Annotated in this window: 19 protein-coding genes; 14 read left to right on the top strand and 5 right to left on the bottom strand. The window is 64.5% G+C overall.

What is annotated here, in order from left to right:
• Positions 1-10: 10 nt before the first annotated feature.
• Both IB274_RS24695 and IB274_RS24690 read right to left on the bottom strand, forming a co-directional pair.
• Positions 11-781 (bottom strand): ABC transporter ATP-binding protein, encoded by a 771-nt coding sequence (locus IB274_RS24695; protein ID WP_192435477.1) that lies wholly within the window; start codon positions 779-781, stop codon positions 11-13.
• Between the two features lie 8 nt (positions 782-789).
• Positions 790-1545, bottom strand: coding sequence for an ABC transporter permease (locus IB274_RS24690; protein WP_192435476.1), 756 nt, complete (start codon positions 1543-1545; stop codon positions 790-792).
• A 122-nt stretch (positions 1546-1667) separates the two neighbouring features.
• Between IB274_RS24690 and IB274_RS24685 the strand changes: the two genes are divergently transcribed.
• Genes IB274_RS24685 through IB274_RS24660 form a run of 6 tightly spaced genes read left to right on the top strand, consistent with a single transcriptional unit; the run spans position 1668 to position 7340 of the window.
• Entirely contained in the window at positions 1668-2405 is a 738-nt protein-coding gene (locus IB274_RS24685) for a sulfotransferase (protein WP_225615011.1), read from the top strand.
• Positions 2406-2420: 15 nt separating this feature from the next.
• A complete protein-coding gene (locus IB274_RS24680; RefSeq protein WP_192435475.1) occupies positions 2421-3344 on the top strand; it encodes a glycosyltransferase in 924 nt (307 codons plus the stop codon).
• Positions 3341-4336 carry a glycosyltransferase gene (locus tag IB274_RS24675; protein ID WP_192435474.1) on the top strand — a complete coding sequence of 332 codons (996 nt, stop codon included), beginning with the start codon at positions 3341-3343 and terminating at the stop codon, positions 4334-4336. The genes IB274_RS24680 and IB274_RS24675 overlap by 4 nt, the downstream gene beginning before the upstream one ends.
• 5 nt (positions 4337-4341) lie before the next feature.
• A complete protein-coding gene (locus IB274_RS24670) occupies positions 4342-5427 on the top strand; it encodes an acyltransferase family protein (protein WP_192435473.1) in 1086 nt (361 codons plus the stop codon).
• On the top strand, positions 5424-6179 hold the full coding sequence (locus tag IB274_RS24665) for a class I SAM-dependent methyltransferase (RefSeq protein ID WP_192435472.1): 756 nt from the start codon (positions 5424-5426) through the stop codon (positions 6177-6179). Before IB274_RS24670 ends, IB274_RS24665 begins: the two co-directional genes overlap by 4 nt.
• A 3-nt stretch (positions 6180-6182) precedes the next feature.
• Positions 6183-7340 (top strand): acyltransferase family protein, encoded by a 1158-nt coding sequence (locus tag IB274_RS24660; protein WP_192435471.1) that lies wholly within the window; start codon positions 6183-6185, stop codon positions 7338-7340.
• 6 nt (positions 7341-7346) lie between these two features.
• Here the strand turns inward: IB274_RS24660 and IB274_RS24655 are convergent, their stop codons facing one another.
• Positions 7347-8138 (bottom strand): 2OG-Fe(II) oxygenase, encoded by a 792-nt coding sequence (locus IB274_RS24655; protein WP_225615010.1) that lies wholly within the window; start codon positions 8136-8138, stop codon positions 7347-7349.
• Positions 8139-8156: 18 nt separating this feature from the next.
• Between IB274_RS24655 and IB274_RS24650 the strand changes: the two genes are divergently transcribed.
• Entirely contained in the window at positions 8157-10049 is a 1893-nt protein-coding gene (locus IB274_RS24650; protein ID WP_192435470.1) for a sulfatase, read from the top strand.
• Positions 10050-10185: 136 nt separating this feature from the next.
• On the opposite strand, the gene uvrD is transcribed toward IB274_RS24650, so the two are convergent.
• Positions 10186-12366 (bottom strand): DNA helicase II, encoded by a 2181-nt coding sequence (gene uvrD, locus IB274_RS24645; RefSeq protein WP_081519077.1) that lies wholly within the window; start codon positions 12364-12366, stop codon positions 10186-10188.
• Between the two features lie 176 nt (positions 12367-12542).
• On the opposite strand from uvrD, the gene IB274_RS24640 reads away from it, so the two are divergent.
• Entirely contained in the window at positions 12543-15386 is a 2844-nt protein-coding gene (locus IB274_RS24640) for an EAL domain-containing protein (protein ID WP_192435469.1), read from the top strand.
• A 39-nt stretch (positions 15387-15425) separates the two neighbouring features.
• On the opposite strand, the gene IB274_RS24635 is transcribed toward IB274_RS24640, so the two are convergent.
• Positions 15426-15731 (bottom strand): c-type cytochrome, encoded by a 306-nt coding sequence (locus IB274_RS24635; RefSeq protein WP_192435468.1) that lies wholly within the window; start codon positions 15729-15731, stop codon positions 15426-15428.
• Positions 15732-15928: 197 nt separating this feature from the next.
• On the opposite strand from IB274_RS24635, the gene IB274_RS24630 reads away from it, so the two are divergent.
• From IB274_RS24630 to IB274_RS24605, 6 genes are all read left to right on the top strand, one after another.
• On the top strand, positions 15929-16726 hold the full coding sequence (locus IB274_RS24630) for a CbbQ/NirQ/NorQ/GpvN family protein (protein ID WP_192435467.1): 798 nt from the start codon (positions 15929-15931) through the stop codon (positions 16724-16726).
• Positions 16710-17303 carry a cytochrome c oxidase subunit 3 gene (locus IB274_RS24625; RefSeq protein WP_192435466.1) on the top strand — a complete coding sequence of 198 codons (594 nt, stop codon included), beginning with the start codon at positions 16710-16712 and terminating at the stop codon, positions 17301-17303. Before IB274_RS24630 ends, IB274_RS24625 begins: the two co-directional genes overlap by 17 nt.
• Positions 17300-17548, top strand: coding sequence for a cytochrome C oxidase subunit IV family protein (locus IB274_RS24620; RefSeq protein WP_192435465.1), 249 nt, complete (start codon positions 17300-17302; stop codon positions 17546-17548). Before IB274_RS24625 ends, IB274_RS24620 begins: the two co-directional genes overlap by 4 nt.
• A gap of 113 nt (positions 17549-17661) precedes the next feature.
• Positions 17662-18102, top strand: a complete 441-nt coding sequence (locus IB274_RS24615) for a c-type cytochrome (protein ID WP_045213987.1) — start codon at positions 17662-17664, stop codon at positions 18100-18102.
• A gap of 2 nt (positions 18103-18104) precedes the next feature.
• A complete protein-coding gene (locus tag IB274_RS24610; RefSeq protein WP_081519088.1) occupies positions 18105-19529 on the top strand; it encodes a cbb3-type cytochrome c oxidase subunit I in 1425 nt (474 codons plus the stop codon).
• Positions 19530-19761: 232 nt separating this feature from the next.
• On the top strand, positions 19762-21609 hold the full coding sequence (locus IB274_RS24605; RefSeq protein ID WP_192435464.1) for a nitric oxide reductase activation protein NorD: 1848 nt from the start codon (positions 19762-19764) through the stop codon (positions 21607-21609).
• The last annotated feature ends 3 nt before the right edge of the window (positions 21610-21612 follow it).

Below are 21612 nucleotides of genomic sequence, written 5' to 3'. Positions count from 1 at the left end.
CCGCCGGCTTTCATTGGACGGGCTCGAGATCCTGCTTTTTGGCTGACTGCTCGCGTTCAAGCTTCTGCATGTCGCGAACCGCAATCCGGACGGCCTCATGGTATTGGCCCACGACTTCACTAGCCTCGCCGCAGAGTACCGACCGTCCCCGTTCGATCCAGAGTGCCCGGTGGCAGAGCTCCTTGATTGCCTCCATGCTGTGCGAAACCAGAATCACGGTCTTGCCTTCCTTGATCTTGGTCTTCATGGCTGCGTGGGATTTCTCGCGGAAGGCCTGGTCGCCAACACCAAGCACCTCGTCGATCAGCAGGATATCCGGGTTGGCGTGGATCGCCACGGCGAAGCCCAGGCGGGCGCGCATTCCCGTCGAGTAGGTGCCCACCGGCCGTTCGAAGAAGTCACCCAGGTCGCTGAATTCACGGATGTCATCCATCTGCCGGCGGATGTCGGCGAGCTTCATGCCCAGCAGCAGGCCGCTGATGACCACGTTGTCGCGCCCGGACAGCTCGGGCTTGAAGCCGACGTTCAGCGCCAGCAGGCTGGCATTGAGAGGTTTGCTGCGCTGCAGGGTGCCGCGGTCGGGTTCGACTATGCCGGCGATCATGCGCAGCAGCGTGCTCTTGCCCGCACCATTGTTGCCGATCACCCCGAGGGTTTCGCCTTCGTAGAGTTCGAAACTGACGTCCTGCAGGGCCCAGAACGATTCGTAGCGCAGCATCCCGACCCGCTGCCGGTAGGACAGGCCGACGTGCTCGGCCTGGAGAATCAGGTCACCGGACATGCATCACCTCAGAACAGAAGCTTGGGGTACTTGCGCTCGTTGCGGTGCAGGACCCACAGCGCCAAGGACAGGAACGGGACAGCGACCGACAGCACGTAGAGTTGTTCGCCCCAGGTCGGCCACTGGTTGTGCAGCAGCACGTCGCGGAAGGCGGTGATCATCACCGTCATCGGATTGAGATTCAGCAGTGGTGCCATGGAGGCGGGGATCTCGTGGATGCTGAAGAACACCCCGGACATGAACATCATCAGCATCAGGAAGTTGTCCACCACCTGGCGCAGGTCCGGCACGAAGGGCAATACCGAGGCGAGCAGGAAGCCGAAGCCTATGATGAACAGCAGCTGGTTGAGGATCAGCACCGGCAGAGCCAGCCACTCCACCGATGGGCGGTAGCCGGCGAGCAGCAGCGAGAGGATCAGCAGGGTGAGGATGATCAGAAACTTGAACGTGTTGCTCAGCACCGGGATCAGCGCGAACACGTATTTGGGCACGTGGATCTGCTGGATCAGGCCGGCGTTCGCCTGGATGGCGTTGCTGGCCTGGCGCACCGAGCCATCGAACCATTTCCAGGCGACCATGCCGCTGAGCAGCAGCGGGACATAGCCGGGACGGCTGTGGCCCAGGGCCAGGCCGAAGACAATGTAGAAGGCGCCCATGTACATCACGGGCTCGAGGATCCACCAGAGGAATCCGAGGAAACGCCGCGCCACTTCGGTGCGCAGGTCGCTGTAGACGCCGAATAGAATGATGTCCCTGTGCTTCATGTCTTTCTTGTTGGATTGAAAAGGGTGGGGTATTTAAACACAATGCGTCGCAGCAAGCCTGCGTGCCGATTGCGGCGCAATCTGTGCGGATCATCGCCCAAACATAAGAAAAAAGAGCTGGTATGCGCCTATTTGATGTCTTGTTCGGTTCCTCCCGCAAAGCTCCCCAGCCCGCTGAAGACCTAGTGCTGATGGTGGTTGGCATGCACCGCAGCGGCACCAGCTTCCTCACTGGCTCCCTGCAGGAGTCCGGCCTGGAGCTGGGCAAGCACAGCACCTGGAATCCCCACAATCTGAAGGGCAACCGCGAGAACGGCGATATTGTCGCGTTCCACGATGCGTTGCTCGCCGCCCGTGGCCATGCCTGGGACAATCCGCCCAGCGTGGCGCCGATCTGGACCGAGGCCGAATACGTCGCTGCCCGCGAGCTGATCGACGGTTATGACGGTGTGAAACGCTGGGGGTTCAAGGACCCGCGCGCACTCCTGGCCGTCGAAGGCTGGCTGGAGCTCATCCCGCAGCTGCGTTTTGTCGGCATCTTCCGCCACCCTTCGGCGGTCGCCGACTCCCTCCAGGCCCGTGGCGGCATGCCGCGTGAACAGGCCCTGGGCCTGTGGAAGGCCTACAACGCCCGTCTGCTCGAACTGCACGCACGGGTGAAATTCCCGGTGCTGTGCTTCGACCAGGACGAGGAAAGCCTGCACCGTCAGCTGGACGAGGTGCTGCGTGGCTTTGGCCTGCAGCCGCCAGCCACGGAGCGCTTCTTCAGTTCCGAACTCAAACATCATCGGCACGGCGACGAGGCACTCGCGCCCGAGCTGGATGCCATGTACCGGGCTCTCAAAGCCATCGCTCACTGATCCGGGGGTTGTGTCATGCCCATCTTTCGTCGCGCGCCGCGTCTGAGCGTCGTGGTCATTGTCTACAAGATGCCAGATCAGGCCGAGAAGACGCTGCAGTCGCTCAGCCCTGCCTACCAGCATGGTGTGAACGAGCGTGACTATGAAGTCATAGTCGTCGAGAACCATTCCGACCGGCTGCTGGGGCGCGAGCGTGCCACCCGGCACGCAGGCAACGTGCGCTATTTCCATCGCAACGAAACCGAGCGTACGCCGGTGCACGCGATCAACTTCGGCGCGGCTCAGGCCCGCGGCAGTCACGTCGCGATCATGATCGACGGCGCGCGCATGCTCTCGCCCGGTGTGCTGCGTCATGCCTTGGACGCTTTCCGTCTCGATGCGGAGGCGGCGGTCTCCGTGCCTGGCTACCACATCGGCCACAAACTTCAGCAGGTCGCGGTGAACGAGGGCTACAACGAAGATGCCGAACAGGTGCTGCTGCAGAGCATCGAGTGGCCCAGCAACGGTTACCGCCTCTTCGACATCGCAGTGCTCAGTGGCTCGTGCCAGGGCGGCTTCTTCCAGGCCAACTACGAAAGCAACTTCATCGGCATGTCGATGCGCAAATGGAAGGCGCTGGGCGGGGTGAATCCGCGCTACAACGACTTCGGCGGCGGCAATGCCAACCTGGACCTCTACAAGCGTCTGCTGGAATACCCGAATACGCCGTTCTACCTGCTCTACAGCGAGGGCTCGTTCCACCAGTTCCATGGCGGAGTGACCACCGGCACGCTGCGCGAGGAGCGCGAGCGCGTCTACAAGCTGCTTGACGAGCAGGACAAGCAGATCCGCGGCGAGAACCGCAATCCGCCTAGCGTGCAGCCGATCCTGCTGGGCTCGGCACACCCGCACATCTTCCGCTTCCTCAACCATTCGCTGAGCCGGGTACAGGCGGTATGAGCCTGTTACATGAGCGGCGTCCGCTGCTGTCGATCATCGTCATCGCCTACGACATGCCGCGCCAGGCGTTCAATACCTTGCTCAGCCTGGCACCGGACTACCAGCAGGGCGTCGATTCCGACGACTACGAAGTGATTCTGGTGGAGAACCGCTCACAGCGGAACATGGATGCCGAGGCCATCGCGCGCCTGCCCGGCAACTTCCGCTACTACCTGCGCGATGAACAGGGCGTATCGCCGGCACCCTCGATCAATTTCGGTATTGCGCAGGCGCGGGGAAGTTTCATCGGCCTGATGATCGACGGCGCGCGGATGGTGACTCCCGGAGTGCTCCACTATGCATTGATGGCCCTGCGCATGAATGAGGATGCCTTGGTCGTAGTGCCGGGCTACCACCTTGGCGAGGATGAGCAGCAGTTCCATCTCAGCCGTGGTTACAGCGAGGATGCCGAGCGGGCGCTGCTGGAGAAGATCGACTGGCGCAACCAGGGTTATCGGCTGTTCGAGATTTCCTGCTGGAGTGGCGCGAATCCCAACGGATTCTTCCAGCCATTCATGGAGTGTAATTGCCTGTTCGTTTCCGCCCAGAGGCTGGCCGAAGTCGGCAATGCAGACGAACGCTTCGACATGCCCGGTGGAGGGGCCCTCAATCTGTTCATCTATCGCGCTCTGGCCGTGCATCCGCGAACCCAGCTGTTCATGCTGGCGGGTGAGGGCTCGTTCCATCAGTTGCACGGTGGCGTGACCACGTCGGAGGTGACCGGGCGCGATAGGATTCTGGAGTTGCAGAAGGAGCAGCTGTGCGAGCTGCTCGGTGAGCCCTTCCGCTCGCCGACGGTCGAGCCGATTCTGCTGGGCAAGGTGAAGGCGCCGGCACAGCGCTATCTGCAACGCTCGGCGGAGCGGGCGCAGGATCGATTCGGACGCTTTGCGGCGCGCGGTGAGCATCCCTTCCAGGATGATCTGCAGAAGAGCGCCGAGGCCAGGCGCTGACTGTCATGGCCGACGCAAGGATTGCGGTGCTCGACGACCTGCGCGGTGTCGCCATACTGCTTGTGGTGCTCTACCACGGGGTGACCGCAGCCTTTGGTTTCGTCCCGCCTGCCGGTGGCAGCTACTGGCTGGCCTACGTCTATGCAGGGAACAGTGGTGTCAGCCTGTTCTTCCTGCTCAGCGGAATTCTGGTGTCGCGCCCTTTTTTCCTGGCGTTAAGCGAACGCCGGACAATGGACCTGAAGCGTTACGCCTTGCAGCGGGCCCTGAGGATTCTTCCGCCGTATTATCTGGCGGTGCTGGTGGCCGTGCTGGTCACCGGGCGTTACGAGCAGCTGCCCGCTGCGATGGTGTTCCTCGCCTGGGGCTATGACGTTGGCGTATTCAGCAATGTCTGGTGGAGCCTCGCCACGGAGGTCCAGTTCTACCTGTTCCTGCCGCTGTTCTTTCTGGTACTAGGATTTGATCGCCGGCTGGCCGCGGGCGCACTGCTGATCTGGCTCGCGCTGTTCATTGCTGTCACCTTGCGCTGGGTTTCCTTCGGACTGCTGGGCAACATCTACTGGGCCCTGTCCCTGGCAGGGAAGCTGCCGGTGTTCCTGCTGGGCATGGGAATCGGCTGGCTACTGACCAAACAACGACTGCCAACGCTGAGTACCGCTTCAGGAGCAAGTGTGTTGCTCCTGCTTGTCGTTGTGCTGGCCATCTTCCTGCAGATCACCGTAGAGCACGGTGTCGTCGAGTTCTCCTGGCGGCAGCCTTGGATCGTGCTTCCGGAAAGCCTGCTCTGGGGCGCCGTAGCCTGGGTGATGCTATCGACGCCAGGCCTTGGCGGTGGTCTGCCCGGCCGACCATTGCGCTATCTCGGGCGGATTTCCTATTCGCTCTACCTGATTCACCAGCCGGTGCTGGTGGCTTGCCTGTCATATGGCAATGCTGCCGGCGCACCGGTCTGGCCAAGGCTGCTTCTGGGCCTGGCGCTGGCGCTTGCGCTGGCCCACCTGAGTTACTGCCTGATCGAAAAACCAGTCCTCTCACTGAAGAATCGGTACTCTTCTAAAACTAAATATTCGGAGGCTTTGCCGGTATGACTTCTGTTTATATGCCGCCATCGGTGCGCCACTTCGAGCCGCTGCACATGGTCTTCAGCACTTGGATTGACCACCTGCCGTTCGGCTACGACATAGTGGCTGCGCTGCGACCCAGGCTGCTGGTGGAACTGGGCACGCACAAGGGCCTGTCCTACTTCACCTTCTGCCAGGCCATGAAGGAGAACGAGATCGATGGCGTCTGCTACGCCGTCGACACCTTCGAGGGCGATGCCCACACCGACAAGTACGACGAATCGGTATTCAATGCGGTGAACAACCATAACCGCCAGAACTACCACGGCTTCTCCTACCTGATGCGGATGTTCTTCGAGGATGCCCTCAAGCACTTCGACGACGACACCATCGAGTTGCTGCACATCGATGGTTTCCACACCTACGAGGCGGTCAGCGCCGACTTCGCCAACTGGTATCCCAAGGTGAAACCGGGCGGCATCATCCTGTTCCACGATGTCATGGCCCGCGTACAGGACTTCGGCGCCTGGAAGTTCTGGGACGAGACCCGCGACCAGCACGAGACCTTCACCTTCAACCACGGCTTCGGCCTGGGCGTGCTGCGCAAGCCCGGCGGCGATCGCAGCAATGACCACTCGCTGATCAAGCTTCTGTTCAAGGACGCCAAGGCCGATGAGGGGGCCGGTTTGCGTGCTTTCTACGTGCATGCCAGCAAGCATCTGGAGAACACCCGCAAACTCAAGCGCCTCACCCAGGGCCAGCAGCAGCCGGCGAACTGAGGCATGAGCGAGCGCTCCGACTCTCCTGCCGGCCTGCGCCAGCCGGGCAGCTACCTGCCAGAGCTGGAGTCGCTGCGGGGCTGGGCGATTCTCCTGGTGGTGGGCTTCCACTACTTTGGAGTCCTCGGCCTGGCAGGGCGCCCGGACAACCCTGCCTGGGTTACCCTGCTGGGGGGCGGAAATACCGGCGTCACCCTGTTCTTCGTGCTCAGCGGGTTCCTGTTGGCGCGGCCGTTTCTGCAGGGGTTGCGAAACGGACAGCAGGTGAGCATCCGGCGCTTCTACTCGGCACGTTTCTTCCGCATCGTGCCGCTTTATTACGCGGCAGTGCTGCTGGCCTGGTTCATGACGCAGAAGGTGGTCGCGCTCAAGGCTCTGCTGTTCATCCCGATAGGTTTCCAGGCCTTCCCCTTCAGCGTGCCCTGGTGGTCGCTGTGTACCGAGATCCAGTTTTACCTGTTGCTGCCCTGGGTCATGTGGTTAGTGCGCTTTCGCGCCGGGCGCTGGCTGGTGGGAGGCGCGCTGCTGGCCTGGGCCGCGGCCCACGTCTACCTGTTCCATTCGCCGGGCTGGCTGTCGCCGACCAATCCCTGGGAGAACTCCTTGTTCGGTCGCGCGGGTGCTTTCCTGGTGGGAGCGCTCTGTGCCGGATTCAGCCTGAGCGCGGGATACGCCTGGTTGAGCCGTCGCTCCTTCGTGGCCTTCGGCCTGCTGACGGCCTGCCTGCTGGGGCTGGTGCGCCTGTGGTTGTGGTTTTCCCTGAGCGGAGAGCGCAATGCCCTGCAAGCCTTGCCGATGTACCACAACATCGAGTCGTTGCTCTGGGGCGGCGTGATGCTCGGGTTGCTGGCGCTGAGCTGGCGGATCAAGGCGATGCTGGTCAATCCGCTGGCCGATCATTTTGGACGGATTTCCTACTCGCTCTACCTGATCCATGTGCCGGTGCAGTTCTATTGCCTGTATCCATTGAAAGCTACCGGCTTGACGCTGGACGCGAATGCCGACGTCTACCTGATGCGCATTGCCTTGAGCCTGGTGTTGTCCTGGGCCCTGGCATGGCTGAGCTATCGACTGGTAGAGATGCCCTTCCTGCGTCTGAAGTCGCACCTGGCGACCTATTCTGGACGCGCCCCCTGGGCGCGTCGTGCCGCTGACGCCTGATTGCAGTCAGGCGGGAACATCACGCCAGTGGGTGGCGAAGCCGGGTTGAGCTTCGCCTTCGGGGCGGCCGTTGGTGTAGTAGTACAGTGCCAGGGAGCGGCGATAGACGTCCTCCGGGCAGGTGAGGGGATGTGGGTGCCCATGGAACGAGCTGGCGGTCGTGCTGAATACCACACAGCGGTTGGCGATCGGCAGCACACGCCGAGGGGGGCCGGCCATCTCCGTGTCCCAGAGCTCGAGGTGGCCGCCATAGCTGTCGGGCCACTCTTCGTTCAGGTAGATCAGCACGTTCAGTCGGCGGTCCAGGCCGAAATCCCGGTGAGTGGCGAAGTCGGTGTGCACCTTGAGGAATCCGCCGCGGGCGATCTGGTGAATCCCGGCACCACGCAGGTTCGGGTCAGGGATCAGGTTGGCGATGCCACTGAGCTGCGACAAGTAGTCGAGGAAACCGTGGGAGTTGAGCTCCCAGAACAGCTGACGATAGGTCGGCGGCATGCGCAGGGGATCGCGGATATTGCGCTTGTCCTTCTGCACGTACTCGCCGCTGGCCTTGTCGGTGTGGGTCGCATTGTTCCACAGCGGATCGGCCTGGTCGTGCGGGTACTCTTCGAGCAGCCTGGAGAAGGTGGCGGGCGGGAGAAAGTTGTCGATGACGATATGCGGGAAGGGGGCATTGCCCGCATAGTGCGGTGCCTGGTCGGCAACCCCGGCCATCAGCGCGCGATAATCCAGCAGCAGTCCATGGGATGGGGCGCTGATATTGCCGTTGCTCTTTGGCGCGAAAAGATTCTTAAGCATTTTTCGGGGATTCACTGAATGTTGTTCTTTTCCACGCGAGCGGCGTCTGCGCTCACGACCCGACTTGTCATTGCCTGGCTGATTCTGCTTGCCATGGTCCCCGTGAGCAATGCTCAGGATCAAGCCGAGAAACCCAATATTCTCTTCATCCTCGCCGACGACCTGGGTAACAACGACATCGCCTCCTGGGGAGACGGTCAGGCACCGACGCCTACTCTGGACCAGCTCAGCCGCCAGTCGCTGCGTTTCCGGCAGCACTATACCGATAGCACCTGCTCGGTCAGCCGCGCCGCGCTGATGACCGGCCGGGACCCGGTTGGGATCGGCTTCGAGCCCGATGGCCTGGGGCTTTCACCCGATCTGGAAACCCTCCCCAAGTCACTGCGTGCGCTGGGTTACAGCACTCACCATCTTGGCAAGTGGCATGTCGGAGAAGGGCTGGAGTATCTGCAGATTCGTCCGAACCACCAGGGTTTCGATGACTGGTTCGGCATGCTCAACCATTTCGTTCTGCAGGGCCCGGATGCTCAGGGGCAACTGATCCGGCGCAAGCCCACCTTCAATGATCCGTGGCTGGAGCGCGACGACGGCCCGCCGATCCAGTACAAGGGGCACCTTGACGACCTGCTGACCGACCAGGCCATCTCGCTGATCGACCAGGGGCAGGTAGCGGGCAAGCCCTGGTTCATCAATCTCTGGCTGCTATCGCCCCACCATCCTTTCGAGCCTTCGCAAACCTATCGCCAGCAGTTTCCCGATACCGAGGCGGGGCGCTACCTCGCTGTACTCAAGCAACTCGACCATAACGTTGCCCGATTGCTCGACGCGCTCAAGGCCAGCGGACAGTTGGACAACACCCTGATCGTGTTTACCAGCGATAACGGCAGTCCGAACATTGCGCGCGACAGTAATTATCCGCTGACCGGCACCAAGGCCACTTATTTCGAGGGCGGCGTGCGGGCTCCGCTGATGATGATCTGGCCGGGGCACACCAATGACCGGGACGTGATCGGCATTTCGCGGATCACCGATCTTTATCCGACGCTGATCGGAATGGTCGGCGGCAAGGCGCCTGCGGGACTGAGCGGGCGCGACCTTTCCCCGCAGCTTGAATCCGGCGCGCCCTTGCCCGAGGTCGACGAGCTGTACTGGGCGGCAGATGTGATGAGATGGGGCATGACTTACGGCGGGCATATTCCGGGGCGAGGGCTGTTCTATCGCAACCTGTTCTCGCAGTTGGAGAGCCGTTCGGTTTCCGGCCCTGTGGATGGTGCGAAGACCGTCCTGTCGACGCTGAAGCCCTTCAGCAAGGAAGAGGCCTCCGATCTGATCCGCCGTTGGGAGCGCCACGCGCGCCCGGTTCCCCTAGAGTGGCACCCTGCCGAAGGCGCGGCACCGGCTTATCTGAGCGGACGGGACTATCAGCGTTCGCCCGTGTTCGGCGGCTATAGCCTCGGTCTGGGAGCTATCCGCAGTGTCGGCATGGGGCGCCAGGTACTTGTGGAACAGCCTGGCCTCTGGAGCCTCGTCCTGGAGCGGGGCCGTCTGGTGGTGACTCACGGCGGCAGCCGCTTCGAGGGTAGCCCGGTGAACTGGCGGGAAGGTTGTAACGCCGTAGTGACCACTTTCAACATCAAGCCGGTCTCGACTTTCCCCTTCCCGGGCAAGGAGGAAGGCAAGCTGGTGATCTACGTCAACGGCAAGACGGCTTTGACCGCCGACCAGCCCATGCCGCGCGTGGCAACGGTCGAAGCGATGACGCAGCCGACCTACGTCGGTGCATCGAGCTCCGGGATGGATCGCTATGCCGGAAGGATCGGCCGGCCGTTGCTGGTCGGCAAGTTCCTCATGCCGCAACAGGATGGCTACGCCCTTGGCGACATGGACCAGGCCATCTGCCCGGGACGGTGATCGATTCGGAGCGAGCCCTCCGGTCGGAACAGAAGGCGGCGGGCATGGCCCGGCCCGGCTCCGCCGCAGGGGCGGGTCATGCCGCGATTCAAGTCGATGGAGTTCGCCTACAGGTTGAGTGCGGCGTGAGGTGGGATCAGATCGCCTCCAGCTTCGCATACCCCATCATCAGCCACTTGCTGCCCTCGCTGTCGAAGTTCACCTGCACCCGTGCCTGGGCGCCGGAGCCTTCGAAGTTGAGGATCACGCCGTCGCCGAACAGCGGGTGGCGCACGGACTGGCCGAGGCTGAACGGGGTGTCCGGTACGCTGGCGCCGCTGAACAGGTTGCCGCTGCGCTGGTTGCCCGACAGCGGACGGCTCACCGAGTTGGACAGTCGCACTTCCTGGATCAGGCTCGGCGGGATTTCGCGGACGAAGCGCGAGACCTTGTTGTAGGTCTCGCTGCCGTACAGGCGGCGAGTTTCCGCGTAGGTCATGACCAGACGGTGCATGGCGCGGGTGATGCCTACGTAGGCCAGGCGGCGTTCTTCTTCCAGGCGGCCGGGCTCCTCCAGGCTCATCTTGTGCGGGAACAGGCCTTCTTCCACGCCGGCGAGGAACACCAGCGGGAATTCCAGGCCCTTGGCGCTGTGCAGCGTCATCAGCTGCACGCTGTCCTCGAAGGCATCGGCCTGGGTGTCGCCGGACTCCAGCGCGGTGTGGTCGAGGAAGGCCACCAGCGGCGGAGTGTCCTCGTCGTCCGGGGTTTCGAAGGCGCGGGCGGCGCTGACCAGTTCTTCCAGGTTTTCTACCCGGGCCTGGCCTTTCTCGCCCTTCTCTTCCTTGTGGTAGGTGATCAGGCCGGACTGCTCGATGACGATCTGGGTCATCTGGTGCAGCGGCAGGCCCTCGACCTTCACCGCCAACAGGTCGACGGTTTCCAGGAACACATTGAGCGCACTGGCGGCGCGGCCGGCCACGGCCTTGGCGGCGATCACGTCGTTGATCGCGCGCCACATCGAGGTGCCGTTGTGGCGTGCGGCGTTGCGGATCGCCTCGACGGTCTTCTCGCCGATGCCGCGCGGCGGCACGTTGATCACCCGCTCCAGCGCGGCGTCGTCGTCGCGCAGGCGGATCAGGCGCAGGTAGGCCAGGGCGTTCTTGATCTCGGCACGCTCGAAGAAGCGCTGGCCGCCGTAGATGCGGTAGGGAATCTTCTCGCGCAGCAGCGCCTCTTCGAGCACGCGGGACTGGGCGTTGGAGCGGTAGAGAATGGCGATGTCGCTGCGCTTGAGGCCGTCCTTGCGCAGGGCGTCCTCGATGGTCTCGACGATGTAGCGCGCCTCGTCGTGCTCGTTGAAGCCCGAGTACAGGGTGATCGGGTCGCCGTCGACGCCGTCGGTCCACAGTTCCTTGCCCAGGCGCCCGCTGTTGTTGGCGATCAGCGCGTTGGCAGCCTTGAGGATGGTGCCGGTGGAGCGGTAGTTCTGCTCCAGACGGATGTCCTCGGTGCCGGCGAAGTCATCGCCGAACTGCTGGATGTTCTCGATCTTCGCGCCGCGCCAGCCGTAGATCGACTGGTCGTCGTCGCCTACCACCATCAGGCTCTCGCCGCCCTTGCCGAGGAAGCGCAGCCAGGCGTACTGGACGGCGTTGGTGTCCTGGAACTCGTCCACCAGGATGTGGCGGAAGCGCCGCTGGTAGTGCTCCAGCAGGCTCGGACGGTCGCGCCAGAGGTCCAGCGAGCGCAGCAGCAGCTCGGCGAAGTCGACGACACCGGCGCGGGCGCAGGCCTCTTCGTAGGCCTGGTAGACGCTGACCATGGTCGCCAGGTACAGGTCGCCGCCGGCCTGGATGTTCTGCGGGCGGTTGCCCTCGTCCTTCTGGCCGTTGATGAACCACTGCGCCTGCCGCGGGGGCCAGCGCTGCTCGTCGAGGCCCAGTTCGCGCACCACGCGCTTGACCAGGCGCAGCTGGTCGTCGCTGTCGAGAATCTGGAAGTTCTCCGGCAATCCGGCTTCCTGCCAGTGCGCGCGCAGCAGGCGGTGCGCCAGGCCGTGGAAGGTGCCGACCCACATGCCGGCCGGGTTGATCCCCAGCAGCTGCTCGATCCGCGCGCGCATCTCGGCGGCGGCCTTGTTGGTGAAGGTCACGGCCAGGATGCTGTGCGGCGAGGCGTTCTCGACCTGGATCAGCCAGGCGATACGGTGCACCAGCACGCGGGTCTTGCCGGACCCGGCGCCAGCGAGCACGCGCTGGCGCCCCAGCGGCGCGGCCACGGCCTGGCGCTGCGGGTCATTGAGGGAGTTGAGCAGGTAGGAGATGTCATCGTTCATGGGGCGGCATTCTACCGACGGGCGGTTTTCCCCGGCAAACCCGCCTGCCGTCCGGCGTCTTCCCGACGAAAGTTGGGCGGGTACGCAGCCAATTGCCATCATCCTGCTTGGGCGGGGCTACCTCCTCGGGTATGCTCCGCCGACGCCTAGGCCTGACACCTACAAGAAAAACGCCTATGACCGCTTATGTAGAGCCTTCGGCGATCCCGGTGAGCCATGCCGAGATCCGCCAGCAGTACGCTCACGAAATTGCCGTCGAACGCACGCGCCTGCTCTATCAGGGCTCGCGGGTGCCGACCTTGCTCATGCTGCTCAACGGCCTGGCCTGCGCCGGATTGCTGTGGGATTACGTGAAACCGGGGTTGCTAGCCGGCTGGCTGGTTTCGCTCGTGCTGTTGGCCGTGCTGCGGCTGATCCAGGTGTCTGCCTTCAACGCCGCTCCTGCCGAACGCCAGGCCAGCCCGCACTGGCAGCGTACCTTCCTGTTCGGCGCCGGCGCCTCGGGGCTGACTCTCGCTTTCGCCGCCATAGCCCTGGTGCCGCCGGACGCCTTCCTCCAGCAATCTCTGGTATTCGGCCTGATCGCCGCGGCGATCCTCTCCGCCAGCGTTGCCTACGCGGTTAGCCTGCCGGCCTTCCTGACCTTCGCCTTGCCCTGCCTTTTTCCATCCATTGCCTATTTATTGATCAGCGATAACCCGCTGCAGCAAGGCTGGGGCGTGCTCGGGGTGATCCTGCTGGCCGCGCTGCTGGTGGTGGCGTGGCAGATTCATCGGGTGGTGCATGTCGGCCTGCTGCGACGTTTCCAGGCCCAGGCGCTGGTGGCGCACCTGGAGCGCGCCAAGGCGCAGACCGAGGCGCTGAACCAGGATCTGGAACGCGAAGTCGAGCAGCGCCGTCGCGCCGAACGCGAACTCTGCCGCGCCCGCGATGCCCTGCAGGAGCGGGTCGAGGCGGGCAGCGCTCAACTGAGCCACACCGAGGCACGCCTGGCCCTGGCGCTGGAAGCCAGCGAAATGGGCCTGTGGGACTGGAACCTGCTGACTGACGAAGTGCACCACTCACACCTGGAAGAAATCTTCGGGATTACCCAGGACGCGGTGAAGAGCGTGCGCAACGACCTGCGTCCGCGCCTGCACCCCGATGACCTGCCGCTGCTGCGCCGCGCACTGGTCGAGCATCTCAAGGGCCGCACCGACGGCTACCGCATCGAATACCGCGTGCGCCACGCCGCCGGCCACTGGGTCTGGGTGGAAGACCGTGGCCGGGTGATGGAGCGCGACGACCGCGGACAGGTCACGCGGATGGTTGGCACCCGCGCCGATATCTCCCCGCGCAAGCTGCGCGAGGAAGAACAGCGCCTGGCGGCCACGGTGTTCGAGGCCGCCAGCGAAGGCATCATCATCCTCGACCCGGATTACCGGTTGATCGCCCTCAATGAGGCCTTCACCCGTCTTACCGGCTATCGCCGCGAGGAAGTGTTGGGGCACAACGTCGCTCGGCTGATGGGGTCGGCGGAGGCCCTGCGCCGTTACCAGTCGATCCGTGCCGATCTGGAGCGCCTGGGCACCTGGCAGGGCGAGCTGATCGAAACGCGAAAGAACGGCGAGTTGTACCCGCAATGGCTGCAACTGAATGTGGTGCGTGACGGACGCGGGCAGGTCGCCCACGTGGTCGGCTTCTTCGCCGACCTCACCGCTCGCCGCGACGCCGAGGAGCGCCTGCGCTACCTGTCGCACTACGACGAACTCACCGGGCTGGCCAACCGTACGCTGTTCAAGGAACGCCTGCATGAGGCCAGCCAGCGCGCGCGCCAGGAAGGTCGCACGGCGGCATTGCTGCTGATCGACCTGGACCGCTTCAAGCTGCTCAACGACAGCCTCGGCCACGAAGTCGCCGACCAGTTGCTGCGGCAGATGTCGCGGCGCATGACCCAGACCGTGCCCGAGGCCGACACCATCGCCCGGCTGTCCGGCGACGAATTCGCCGTACTGATCGACTCCTACGCCAGCCTCGCCGCCTTGGCGCGGCTGTCCAGCCGTCTGCTGGCCAAGCTGCGCACGCCGATGACCGTCGGCGGCCACGAGCTGGTAATCAGCGCCTCGGTCGGCATCAGTCTGTTGCCGGACAACGCCTGGGAAATCTCCGCGCTGATGAGCCAGGCGAACATGGCCATGCAGCATGCCAAGCACCTGGGCGGCAACACCTTCCAATTCTTCACCGACAACCTGCAGGCCTGCACCCTGGAGCGTCTGCAGCTGGAAACCCGCCTGCGCAAGGCCATCGACGAAGGCCAGCTGGACGTGCACTACCAGCCCAAGCTGAACCTTGCCAACGAGCGCCTGGACAGCGCCGAGGCGCTGGTGCGCTGGCGGCACCCGGAGATGGGCATGGTGCCGCCCGGCGATTTCATCGGCCTGGCCGAGGAAACCGGGCTGATCGGCGCTATCGGCGAGTTCGTCCTGCGCCGCGCCTGCAAGCAGGCACGCGCCTGGCAGCTTCAGGGCCGCGAGCTGCGGGTGTCGGTCAACCTCTCGGTGCACCAGTTGCGCACCGGCAACCTGGTCGACCTGGTGCGGACCGTGCTGGAGGACACCGGCCTGCCGTCGCACCTGCTGGAGCTGGAGCTCACCGAAAGCCAACTGCTGGACAATGTCGAGAGCGTCACAACGACCTTCCGCCAACTGCGCGAAATGGGGGTGAAGCTGGCTATCGACGACTTCGGCACCGGCTATTCCTCGCTCAGCTACCTCAAGCGCTTCCCGGTGGACTACGTGAAGATCGACCAGACCTTCATCCGCGACCTGTCCGAACGCGGCGAGGATGCGGCGATCACCCGCGCGATCATCGCCATGGCGCACAGCCTGGAGCTGAAGGTGGTGGCGGAGGGTGTCGAGCACGCCGAACAGCTGCGCTTCCTGCGTGCCCACGGTTGCGACGAGATCCAGGGCTACCTGATCAGCCAGCCGGTGCCGGCGGATGCCTGCCTGGCAATGCTGGAGAGAAGCGACCGGCTCTGAACGTGCCGGTCGCGCGGGGCGTGAATCGCCCGCAATGGATTACTTGAGGGTGACGATCCACTCGGCGAGGGTCTTGGCCTCGTCCGGGCTGACGGCGTTCGCCGGCATCGGGATAGGCCCCCAGACGCCCTTGCTGCCGGTCTTGATGCTGTTGCTGATGTGCGCCACGCCATCGGCACCGTACTTCGCCGCGACTTCCTTGAAGGCCGGGCCGACCACCGACTTGTTGACGGCGTGACAGGCTACGCAGGCCTTGGCCTTGAACAGCTCCTCGCCGGTACTGGCCATCGCGGTGGTCTGCACCAGCAAGCCGCCGAACAGCAGGGCAACCAGGGCTTTGTTCATGAACGTCTCTCCTCAGGCTTGGCGCCTCGAGGCGCCGATCGTTTTCGCCGGCTTCCCGCCCGGCTTCTGCGGCGATTCTAGGAGCGGCCCGAGCGGCCCTGGCTTGATGGCAATCAAGAACTCCTCTCGCCGCGCTTGAGGGAGGGAGGCTGGCTGATTAGTTTGCCTGGCAAGACTTCCCGCAGAGATATCTCGCCATGAACGCCCCCGCCCAGAACATCGAGCCGCTCTTCTACCAGGCGACCGGCAACGAGGTGGCGCTGTTCACCCACGCCTCCGCCCAGGGCATGCCAGTGCTGATCAAGGGCCCGACCGGCTGCGGCAAGACGCGCTTTGTCCAGCACATGGCGCAGCGGCTGAATCTGCCGCTGTACACCGTGGCCTGCCACGACGACCTGTCGGCGGCGGACCTGGTCGGCCGCCACCTGATCGGCAGCGATGGCACCTGGTGGCAGGACGGCCCGCTGACCCGCGCGGTGCGCGAGGGCGGCATCTGCTACCTGGACGAGGTGGTGGAAGCGCGGCAGGACACCGTCGTGGTGCTGCACCCGCTGGCTGACGATCGCCGCGAGCTGTTCATCGAGCGCACCGGTGAATCCCTGGTGGCGCCGCCGGGCTTCATGCTGGTGGTGTCCTACAACCCCGGCTATCAGAACCTGCTGAAGGGCATGAAACCCAGTACGCGCCAGCGCTTCGTCGCCCTGCGCTTCGATTACCCGACGCCGGACGTGGAAGCCGGCATCATCGCCCGCGAGGCCGGTGCTTCTTCCGAGCTGGCGCAGCGCCTGGCGCAACTGGGCGTGGCCCTGCGTCGCCTGGGCCGGCAAGAGCTGGAAGAGGTCTGCTCGACGCGCCTGCTGGTACTCACCGCGCGCCTACTGCAGGCCGGCGTGGCGCCGCGTGATGCCTGCCGCGCCGGGCTCGCCGAGCCGCTGTCGGACGACGAGGCCACGGTCGCCGCGCTGATGGACCTGGTCGATGTCCACTTCGCCTGAGGCGACGCTCAGCGCCCGGCACCTGCCGGGCGACCTGGCGATGTGGTTCTTCATTCTCGCCGAGCTGACCGTCTTCGCCATCCTCATCATCGTCTTCGCCGTGACCCAGCATCTGGACGTCGAAGGCTTTCGCGCCGGGCGCGCGCAGCTGGACCTGTCCACCGCCCTGGCGCTGACCCTGACCCTGCTTACCGCCGGCTTCTGCGCGGCGATGGCGGTGGAGCAGGTGCGCCACGGCCGGCAGCGCCGTGCGGCTGCCCTATTGAGTTTCGCCGTGTTGCTGGGGCTGGCCCATGTGGTGCTGAAGTCCGGTGAATACCATCACCTTGCTGCGCGTGGGCTGGACCTGGAGTACAGCACCTTCTTCACCCTGTTCTGGCTGATCACCGGCTTCCACTTCCTGCACGTGCTGCTGGGGTTGGTGATCCTCGGCTGGATGACCCTGCGTTGCCTGCGCGGCGCCTACCGCAGCGACGCCCTGGGCGGGCTGGAGTCCGGCGCGTTGTATTGGCACATGGTCGACCTGGTCTGGGTCGTGCTGTTCCCGCTGGTCTACGTGCTGGCGCCTGGTTCATGAAGACGTTGCTGCTTGCGTGGCTGCTGACGCTGCCGATGTCCGTCGCCTCGGTCTGGCTCGGTCACCATGCATCCGACTTGCTGCTGCCGGTGGCGGCGATCCTGCTGCTGGGCCTGGGCAAGGCCTGGATCATCGCGCTGCGTTTCATGGAGCTGAACCGCGCCCCGCGCCTGTGGCAAGCGCTGCTGCTCGGCTGGCCGCTGGTGGTCACCGGAGTGGTTCTGGCACTACACGCAACTCCCTGATTTTTCTTCGAAAAAATACCTGACTGGAAGCATTGGTCTTTCTTGATTGCCATCAAGCGAGAGGTCCTGGGTCGCTTCCTACAATGGCGCCGACCGTGACCTAGGAGGGCCCCATGTCAGAGACATTTACCAAAGGGATGGCGAGGAACATCTACCTGGGAGGAGGCGTTTTCTTCTTCCTGGTGTTCCTCGCGCTTACCTATCACACCGAAACCACCTTCCCCAAGCGCACCAACCAGAGTGAGCTCACCGAATCGGTGGTTCGCGGCAAGCTGGTGTGGGAGCAGAACAACTGTGTGGGTTGCCATTCGATCCTCGGCGAAGGTGCCTACTTCGCGCCGGAGCTGGGCAACGTAGCGGTCCGCCGTGGCGGTGACGCGGCCTTCGGCAGCTTCCTCGCGGCCTGGATGAAGATGCAGCCGCTGGGCGTGCCCGGTCGCCGGCAGATGCCGCAGTTCCACCTGAGCGACCAGGAGGTCACTGACCTCGCGGCGTTCCTGCTGTGGACATCGAAGATCGACACCAACAAATGGCCGCCGAACAAGGAGGGTTGAACATGAACCCGGGCAATCCCTATCTGAAATTCGCCTCGCAGTCGGTGGCCAAGCCGTACTTCGTGTTCGCCCTGATGCTCTTCGTCGGGCAGATCGTCTTCGGGCTGATCATGGGCATGCAGTACGTGGTCGGTGACTTCCTGTTCCCGGCGATCCCCTTCAACGTCGCGCGGATGGTGCACACCAACCTGCTGATCGTCTGGCTGCTGTTCGCCTTCATGGGCGCGGCCTACTACCTGATCCCCGAAGAGGCCGACCGCGAGCTGTACAGCCCGAAACTGGCCATCGTGCTGTTCTGGGTGTTCGCCATCGCCGGCGTGCTGACCATCCTGGGCTACCTGTTGGTGCCCTACGCGGGCCTGGCGAAGCTGACCCACAACGAGCTGCTGCCGACCATGGGCCGGGAGTTCCTCGAGCAGCCGACGATCACCAAGATGGGCATCGTGGTGGTGGCGCTGGGCTTCCTCTTCAACATCGGCATGACAATGTTGAAAGGCCGCAAGACCGCCGTCAGCGTGGTGATGATGACCGGCCTTGTAGGCCTGGCGGTGTTCTTCCTGTTCTCCTTCTACAACCCGGAAAACCTGTCCCGCGATAAGTACTACTGGTGGTGGGTCGTGCACCTGTGGGTGGAAGGCGTGTGGGAACTGATCATGGGCGCGATGCTGGCCTTCGTGCTGATCAAGATCACCGGCGTCGACCGCGAGGTCGTGGAGAAATGGCTCTACGTGATCATCGCCATGGCCCTGATCACCGGCATCATCGGCACCGGCCACCACTTCTTCTGGATCGGCGCGCCGCAGGTCTGGCTGTGGCTGGGTTCGATCTTCTCCGCGCTGGAGCCGCTGCCGTTCTTCGCCATGGTGCTGTTCGCCTTCAACATGGTGAACCGTCGTCGCCGCGAGCACCCGAACAAGGCCGCCGCGCTGTGGGCCCTGGGCACCACCGTGACCGCCTTCCTCGGCGCCGGCGTGTGGGGCTTCCTGCACACCCTGGCTCCGGTGAACTACTACACCCACGGCTCGCAGCTCACCGCCGCCCACGGCCACCTGGCCTTCTACGGCGCCTACGCGATGATCGTCATGACCATGATCAGCTACGCCATGCCGCGCCTGCGGGGTATCGGCGAAGCGCCTGACGCCCGTGCACAGAGCCTGGAGATCTGGGGCTTCTGGCTGATGACCATCTCCATGCTGCTGATCACCCTGATGCTCACCGCCGCCGGTATCGTCCAGGTCTGGCTGCAGCGCATGCCCGCCGATGGCGCCGCCATGCCGTTCATGGCCACTGTCGACCAGCTGAAGATCTTCTTCTGGCTGCGCCTGTACTCCGGTGTTGGTTTCTTCATCGGGCTGATCTGCTACCTGCTGAGCTTCCGCCAGCGCGGCCGCGTGGCCGTTGCTTCCGGCGCGGCTCAGGTGAGCTGATCGATACCGTCCACCCGGGCCCGTCCGCTTTGCGGCGGGCCTTTTTTGCGCAAGTTTCAGGATGACTCTTGATCGTCCATTGGCACGATCTACTCCCTCTCCCTTTGGGAGAGGGCGGGGGTGAGGGTAGCGCCCAGCGCTGGAGAGGCCGGTAGCACCCTCACCCTAACCCTCTCCCAGAGGGAGAGGGGACCGTCCGTGCTACGGCATATCTCAATCGCGGAGCCCAGCCATGACCATCCACCTCGAAATCGAAGAAAGCTTTGGCCGCGTCTGGCACCGCTTCATCACGCGCCGCGCCAGCCCGGAGTTCGAAGAGGCGGCCGTCAGCCTGGAGGAAGTGCGGCGCAGTCTGCTGCTGCTGTTCCGCGGCACCGGCGGCGAGGCCGGGGTCGGCGTGGAAGCGGCCAGCGCCCGCGAACTGCTGGTGCGCCGCAGCCTGCTGCAGCAGGTGGCCGGCACTTGCCAGCAATTGCCGGTGGCCTGGTTCGACGCCGACTCCCTGCGATTGCCCGCGCAGCTGACGGTGTACCCCGACGCCGAACTGAACCGCGAACTCTACCGCTGGCTGGCGCTGCTCGCGGCCCATAGCCAGCCGATGTGCCACTGGGCGCGCGACAACCAGGCCTGGACCTGCGCCGTGCTGGAGCGCTACCCGCTGCTGCGCCCGCGCTACCGTCGACTGGTGGAAGCGCTGCTCGGCCTGCGTCCCGACCCCGCTCATCTGCCACCGGCGGAAGCGGAACTGGAGCTTGCGCTGCAACGGGCGCTGCGCGATCCGGGCAGCGTCGAGCGCCTGCCGCGCAGTGAAAAAGCACCCTGGCCAGTGCCGCTGTGGCTCTACCCGCCGCAACGACTGGCGGCGCCGCAGCACACCGACCTGATCGATGGCGACGAGCACGGCCGCTCCGCCCACAGCGAAGCCAAGGGCCTGGCACGCAAGCGCGCCGAGCGGGTCGAGCAGGACCCCGGTCGCGGCGGCCTGCTGCTGTTCCGCCTGGAAAACCTGTTCAGCTGGTCCGAGCACATCGAACTGGATCGCGCCGGCGACGACAGCGAGGACCTCGACGCGGCGAAGGTCGCCGACGACCTCGATCACCTGAGCATGTCCCGACAACGGCAGAAGAAGGGCGGCGGGCTGAAGCTCGACCTCGACCTGCCGGCCGCCGACTTCGACGACGTGCCGCTGGGCGAGGGCATTCGCCTGCCGGAATGGGACTACCGCCGCCAGCAACTGATCGACGAGCACGTCTGCCTGCAGTTGATGCTGCCGCGCGACGCGGAACCTGCGCCGCTGCCCGACTCCCTGGCGCCGATAGCGCGGCGCTTGCGCCGTCAGTTCGAGAGCCTGCGTCAGCAACCGCAGTGGCTGCGCCGGCAACCCCAGGGCGCGGAGCTGGACCTGGAAGCCTGGCTGGACTTCAGCGTCGAGCGGCGCCTCGGCGCCTGCAGTGAGCCCGGGCTGTTCCTCGAGCGCCGGCAGACCCGCCGCGACCTTGCCTGCCTGGTGCTGGCGGACCTGTCGATGTCCACCGACGCGCACATCGACAACGACCACCGGGTGATCGATCTGATCAGCGACAGCCTGCTGCTGTTCGGCGAGGCGCTGCAGGCGGTGGGGGATCGTTTCGCGCTGTACGGGTTCTCCTCGCTGCGTCGCCAGCAGGTGCGCCTGACCCAGCTGAAGACCTTCGACGAGCGCCACAACGATGTGGTGCGCGGGCGCATCCGCGCCCTGCGGCCGGGCTACTACACGCGCATGGGCGCGGCGATCCGCCAAGCCACGCAGCTTTTGCTGGAGCGTAAGGAGCGCCAGCGGGTGCTGCTGATCCTCACCGACGGCAAGCCCAATGACCTGGACCTGTATGAGGGGCGCTACGGCATCGAGGACACGCGCCAGGCCGTGCTCGAAGCCCGTCGCGCGGGGCTGGTGCCGTTCTGCATCACCATCGACCGCGAGGCCGCGGACTACCTGCCGCATCTGTTCGGTAGTCAGGGCTATCTGCTGATCAACAATCCGGCGCAGCTGCCGGTGCAGTTGCCGCAGCTCTACCGGCAGATCACCCGCCGGCAGGGGTGATGA

Source organism: Pseudomonas sp. PDM18 (assembly GCF_014852585.1).
Taxonomy (GTDB): domain Bacteria; phylum Pseudomonadota; class Gammaproteobacteria; order Pseudomonadales; family Pseudomonadaceae; genus Pseudomonas.
The sequence above is the reverse complement of the archived record's forward strand: the minus strand, read 5'-3'. Positions and strand labels throughout refer to the sequence as shown.

Excerpts from the sequence above, each read along its gene's own strand:
- IB274_RS24680 (WP_192435475.1), top strand. The coding sequence starts at position 2,421 with ATGCCCATCTTTCGTCGCGCGCCGCGTCTGAGCGTCGTGGTCATTGTC.
- IB274_RS24630 (WP_192435467.1), top strand. The coding sequence starts at position 15,929 with ATGAACGCCCCCGCCCAGAACATCGAGCCGCTCTTCTACCAGGCGACC.
- IB274_RS24695 (WP_192435477.1), bottom strand. The coding sequence starts at position 781 with ATGTCCGGTGACCTGATTCTCCAGGCCGAGCACGTCGGCCTGTCCTAC.
- IB274_RS24640 (WP_192435469.1), top strand. The coding sequence starts at position 12,543 with ATGACCGCTTATGTAGAGCCTTCGGCGATCCCGGTGAGCCATGCCGAG.
- IB274_RS24655 (WP_225615010.1), bottom strand. The coding sequence starts at position 8,138 with ATGCTTAAGAATCTTTTCGCGCCAAAGAGCAACGGCAATATCAGCGCC.
- IB274_RS24625 (WP_192435466.1), top strand. The coding sequence starts at position 16,710 with ATGTCCACTTCGCCTGAGGCGACGCTCAGCGCCCGGCACCTGCCGGGC.
- IB274_RS24605 (WP_192435464.1), top strand. The coding sequence starts at position 19,762 with ATGACCATCCACCTCGAAATCGAAGAAAGCTTTGGCCGCGTCTGGCAC.
- IB274_RS24685 (WP_225615011.1), top strand. The coding sequence starts at position 1,668 with ATGCGCCTATTTGATGTCTTGTTCGGTTCCTCCCGCAAAGCTCCCCAG.
- IB274_RS24615 (WP_045213987.1), top strand. The coding sequence starts at position 17,662 with ATGTCAGAGACATTTACCAAAGGGATGGCGAGGAACATCTACCTGGGA.
- IB274_RS24675 (WP_192435474.1), top strand. The coding sequence starts at position 3,341 with ATGAGCCTGTTACATGAGCGGCGTCCGCTGCTGTCGATCATCGTCATC.
- IB274_RS24635 (WP_192435468.1), bottom strand. The coding sequence starts at position 15,731 with ATGAACAAAGCCCTGGTTGCCCTGCTGTTCGGCGGCTTGCTGGTGCAG.
- IB274_RS24690 (WP_192435476.1), bottom strand. The coding sequence starts at position 1,545 with ATGAAGCACAGGGACATCATTCTATTCGGCGTCTACAGCGACCTGCGC.
- IB274_RS24620 (WP_192435465.1), top strand. The coding sequence starts at position 17,300 with ATGAAGACGTTGCTGCTTGCGTGGCTGCTGACGCTGCCGATGTCCGTC.
- IB274_RS24650 (WP_192435470.1), top strand. The coding sequence starts at position 8,157 with ATGTTGTTCTTTTCCACGCGAGCGGCGTCTGCGCTCACGACCCGACTT.
- IB274_RS24670 (WP_192435473.1), top strand. The coding sequence starts at position 4,342 with ATGGCCGACGCAAGGATTGCGGTGCTCGACGACCTGCGCGGTGTCGCC.
- IB274_RS24610 (WP_081519088.1), top strand. The coding sequence starts at position 18,105 with ATGAACCCGGGCAATCCCTATCTGAAATTCGCCTCGCAGTCGGTGGCC.
- uvrD (WP_081519077.1), bottom strand. The coding sequence starts at position 12,366 with ATGAACGATGACATCTCCTACCTGCTCAACTCCCTCAATGACCCGCAG.
- IB274_RS24665 (WP_192435472.1), top strand. The coding sequence starts at position 5,424 with ATGACTTCTGTTTATATGCCGCCATCGGTGCGCCACTTCGAGCCGCTG.
- IB274_RS24660 (WP_192435471.1), top strand. The coding sequence starts at position 6,183 with ATGAGCGAGCGCTCCGACTCTCCTGCCGGCCTGCGCCAGCCGGGCAGC.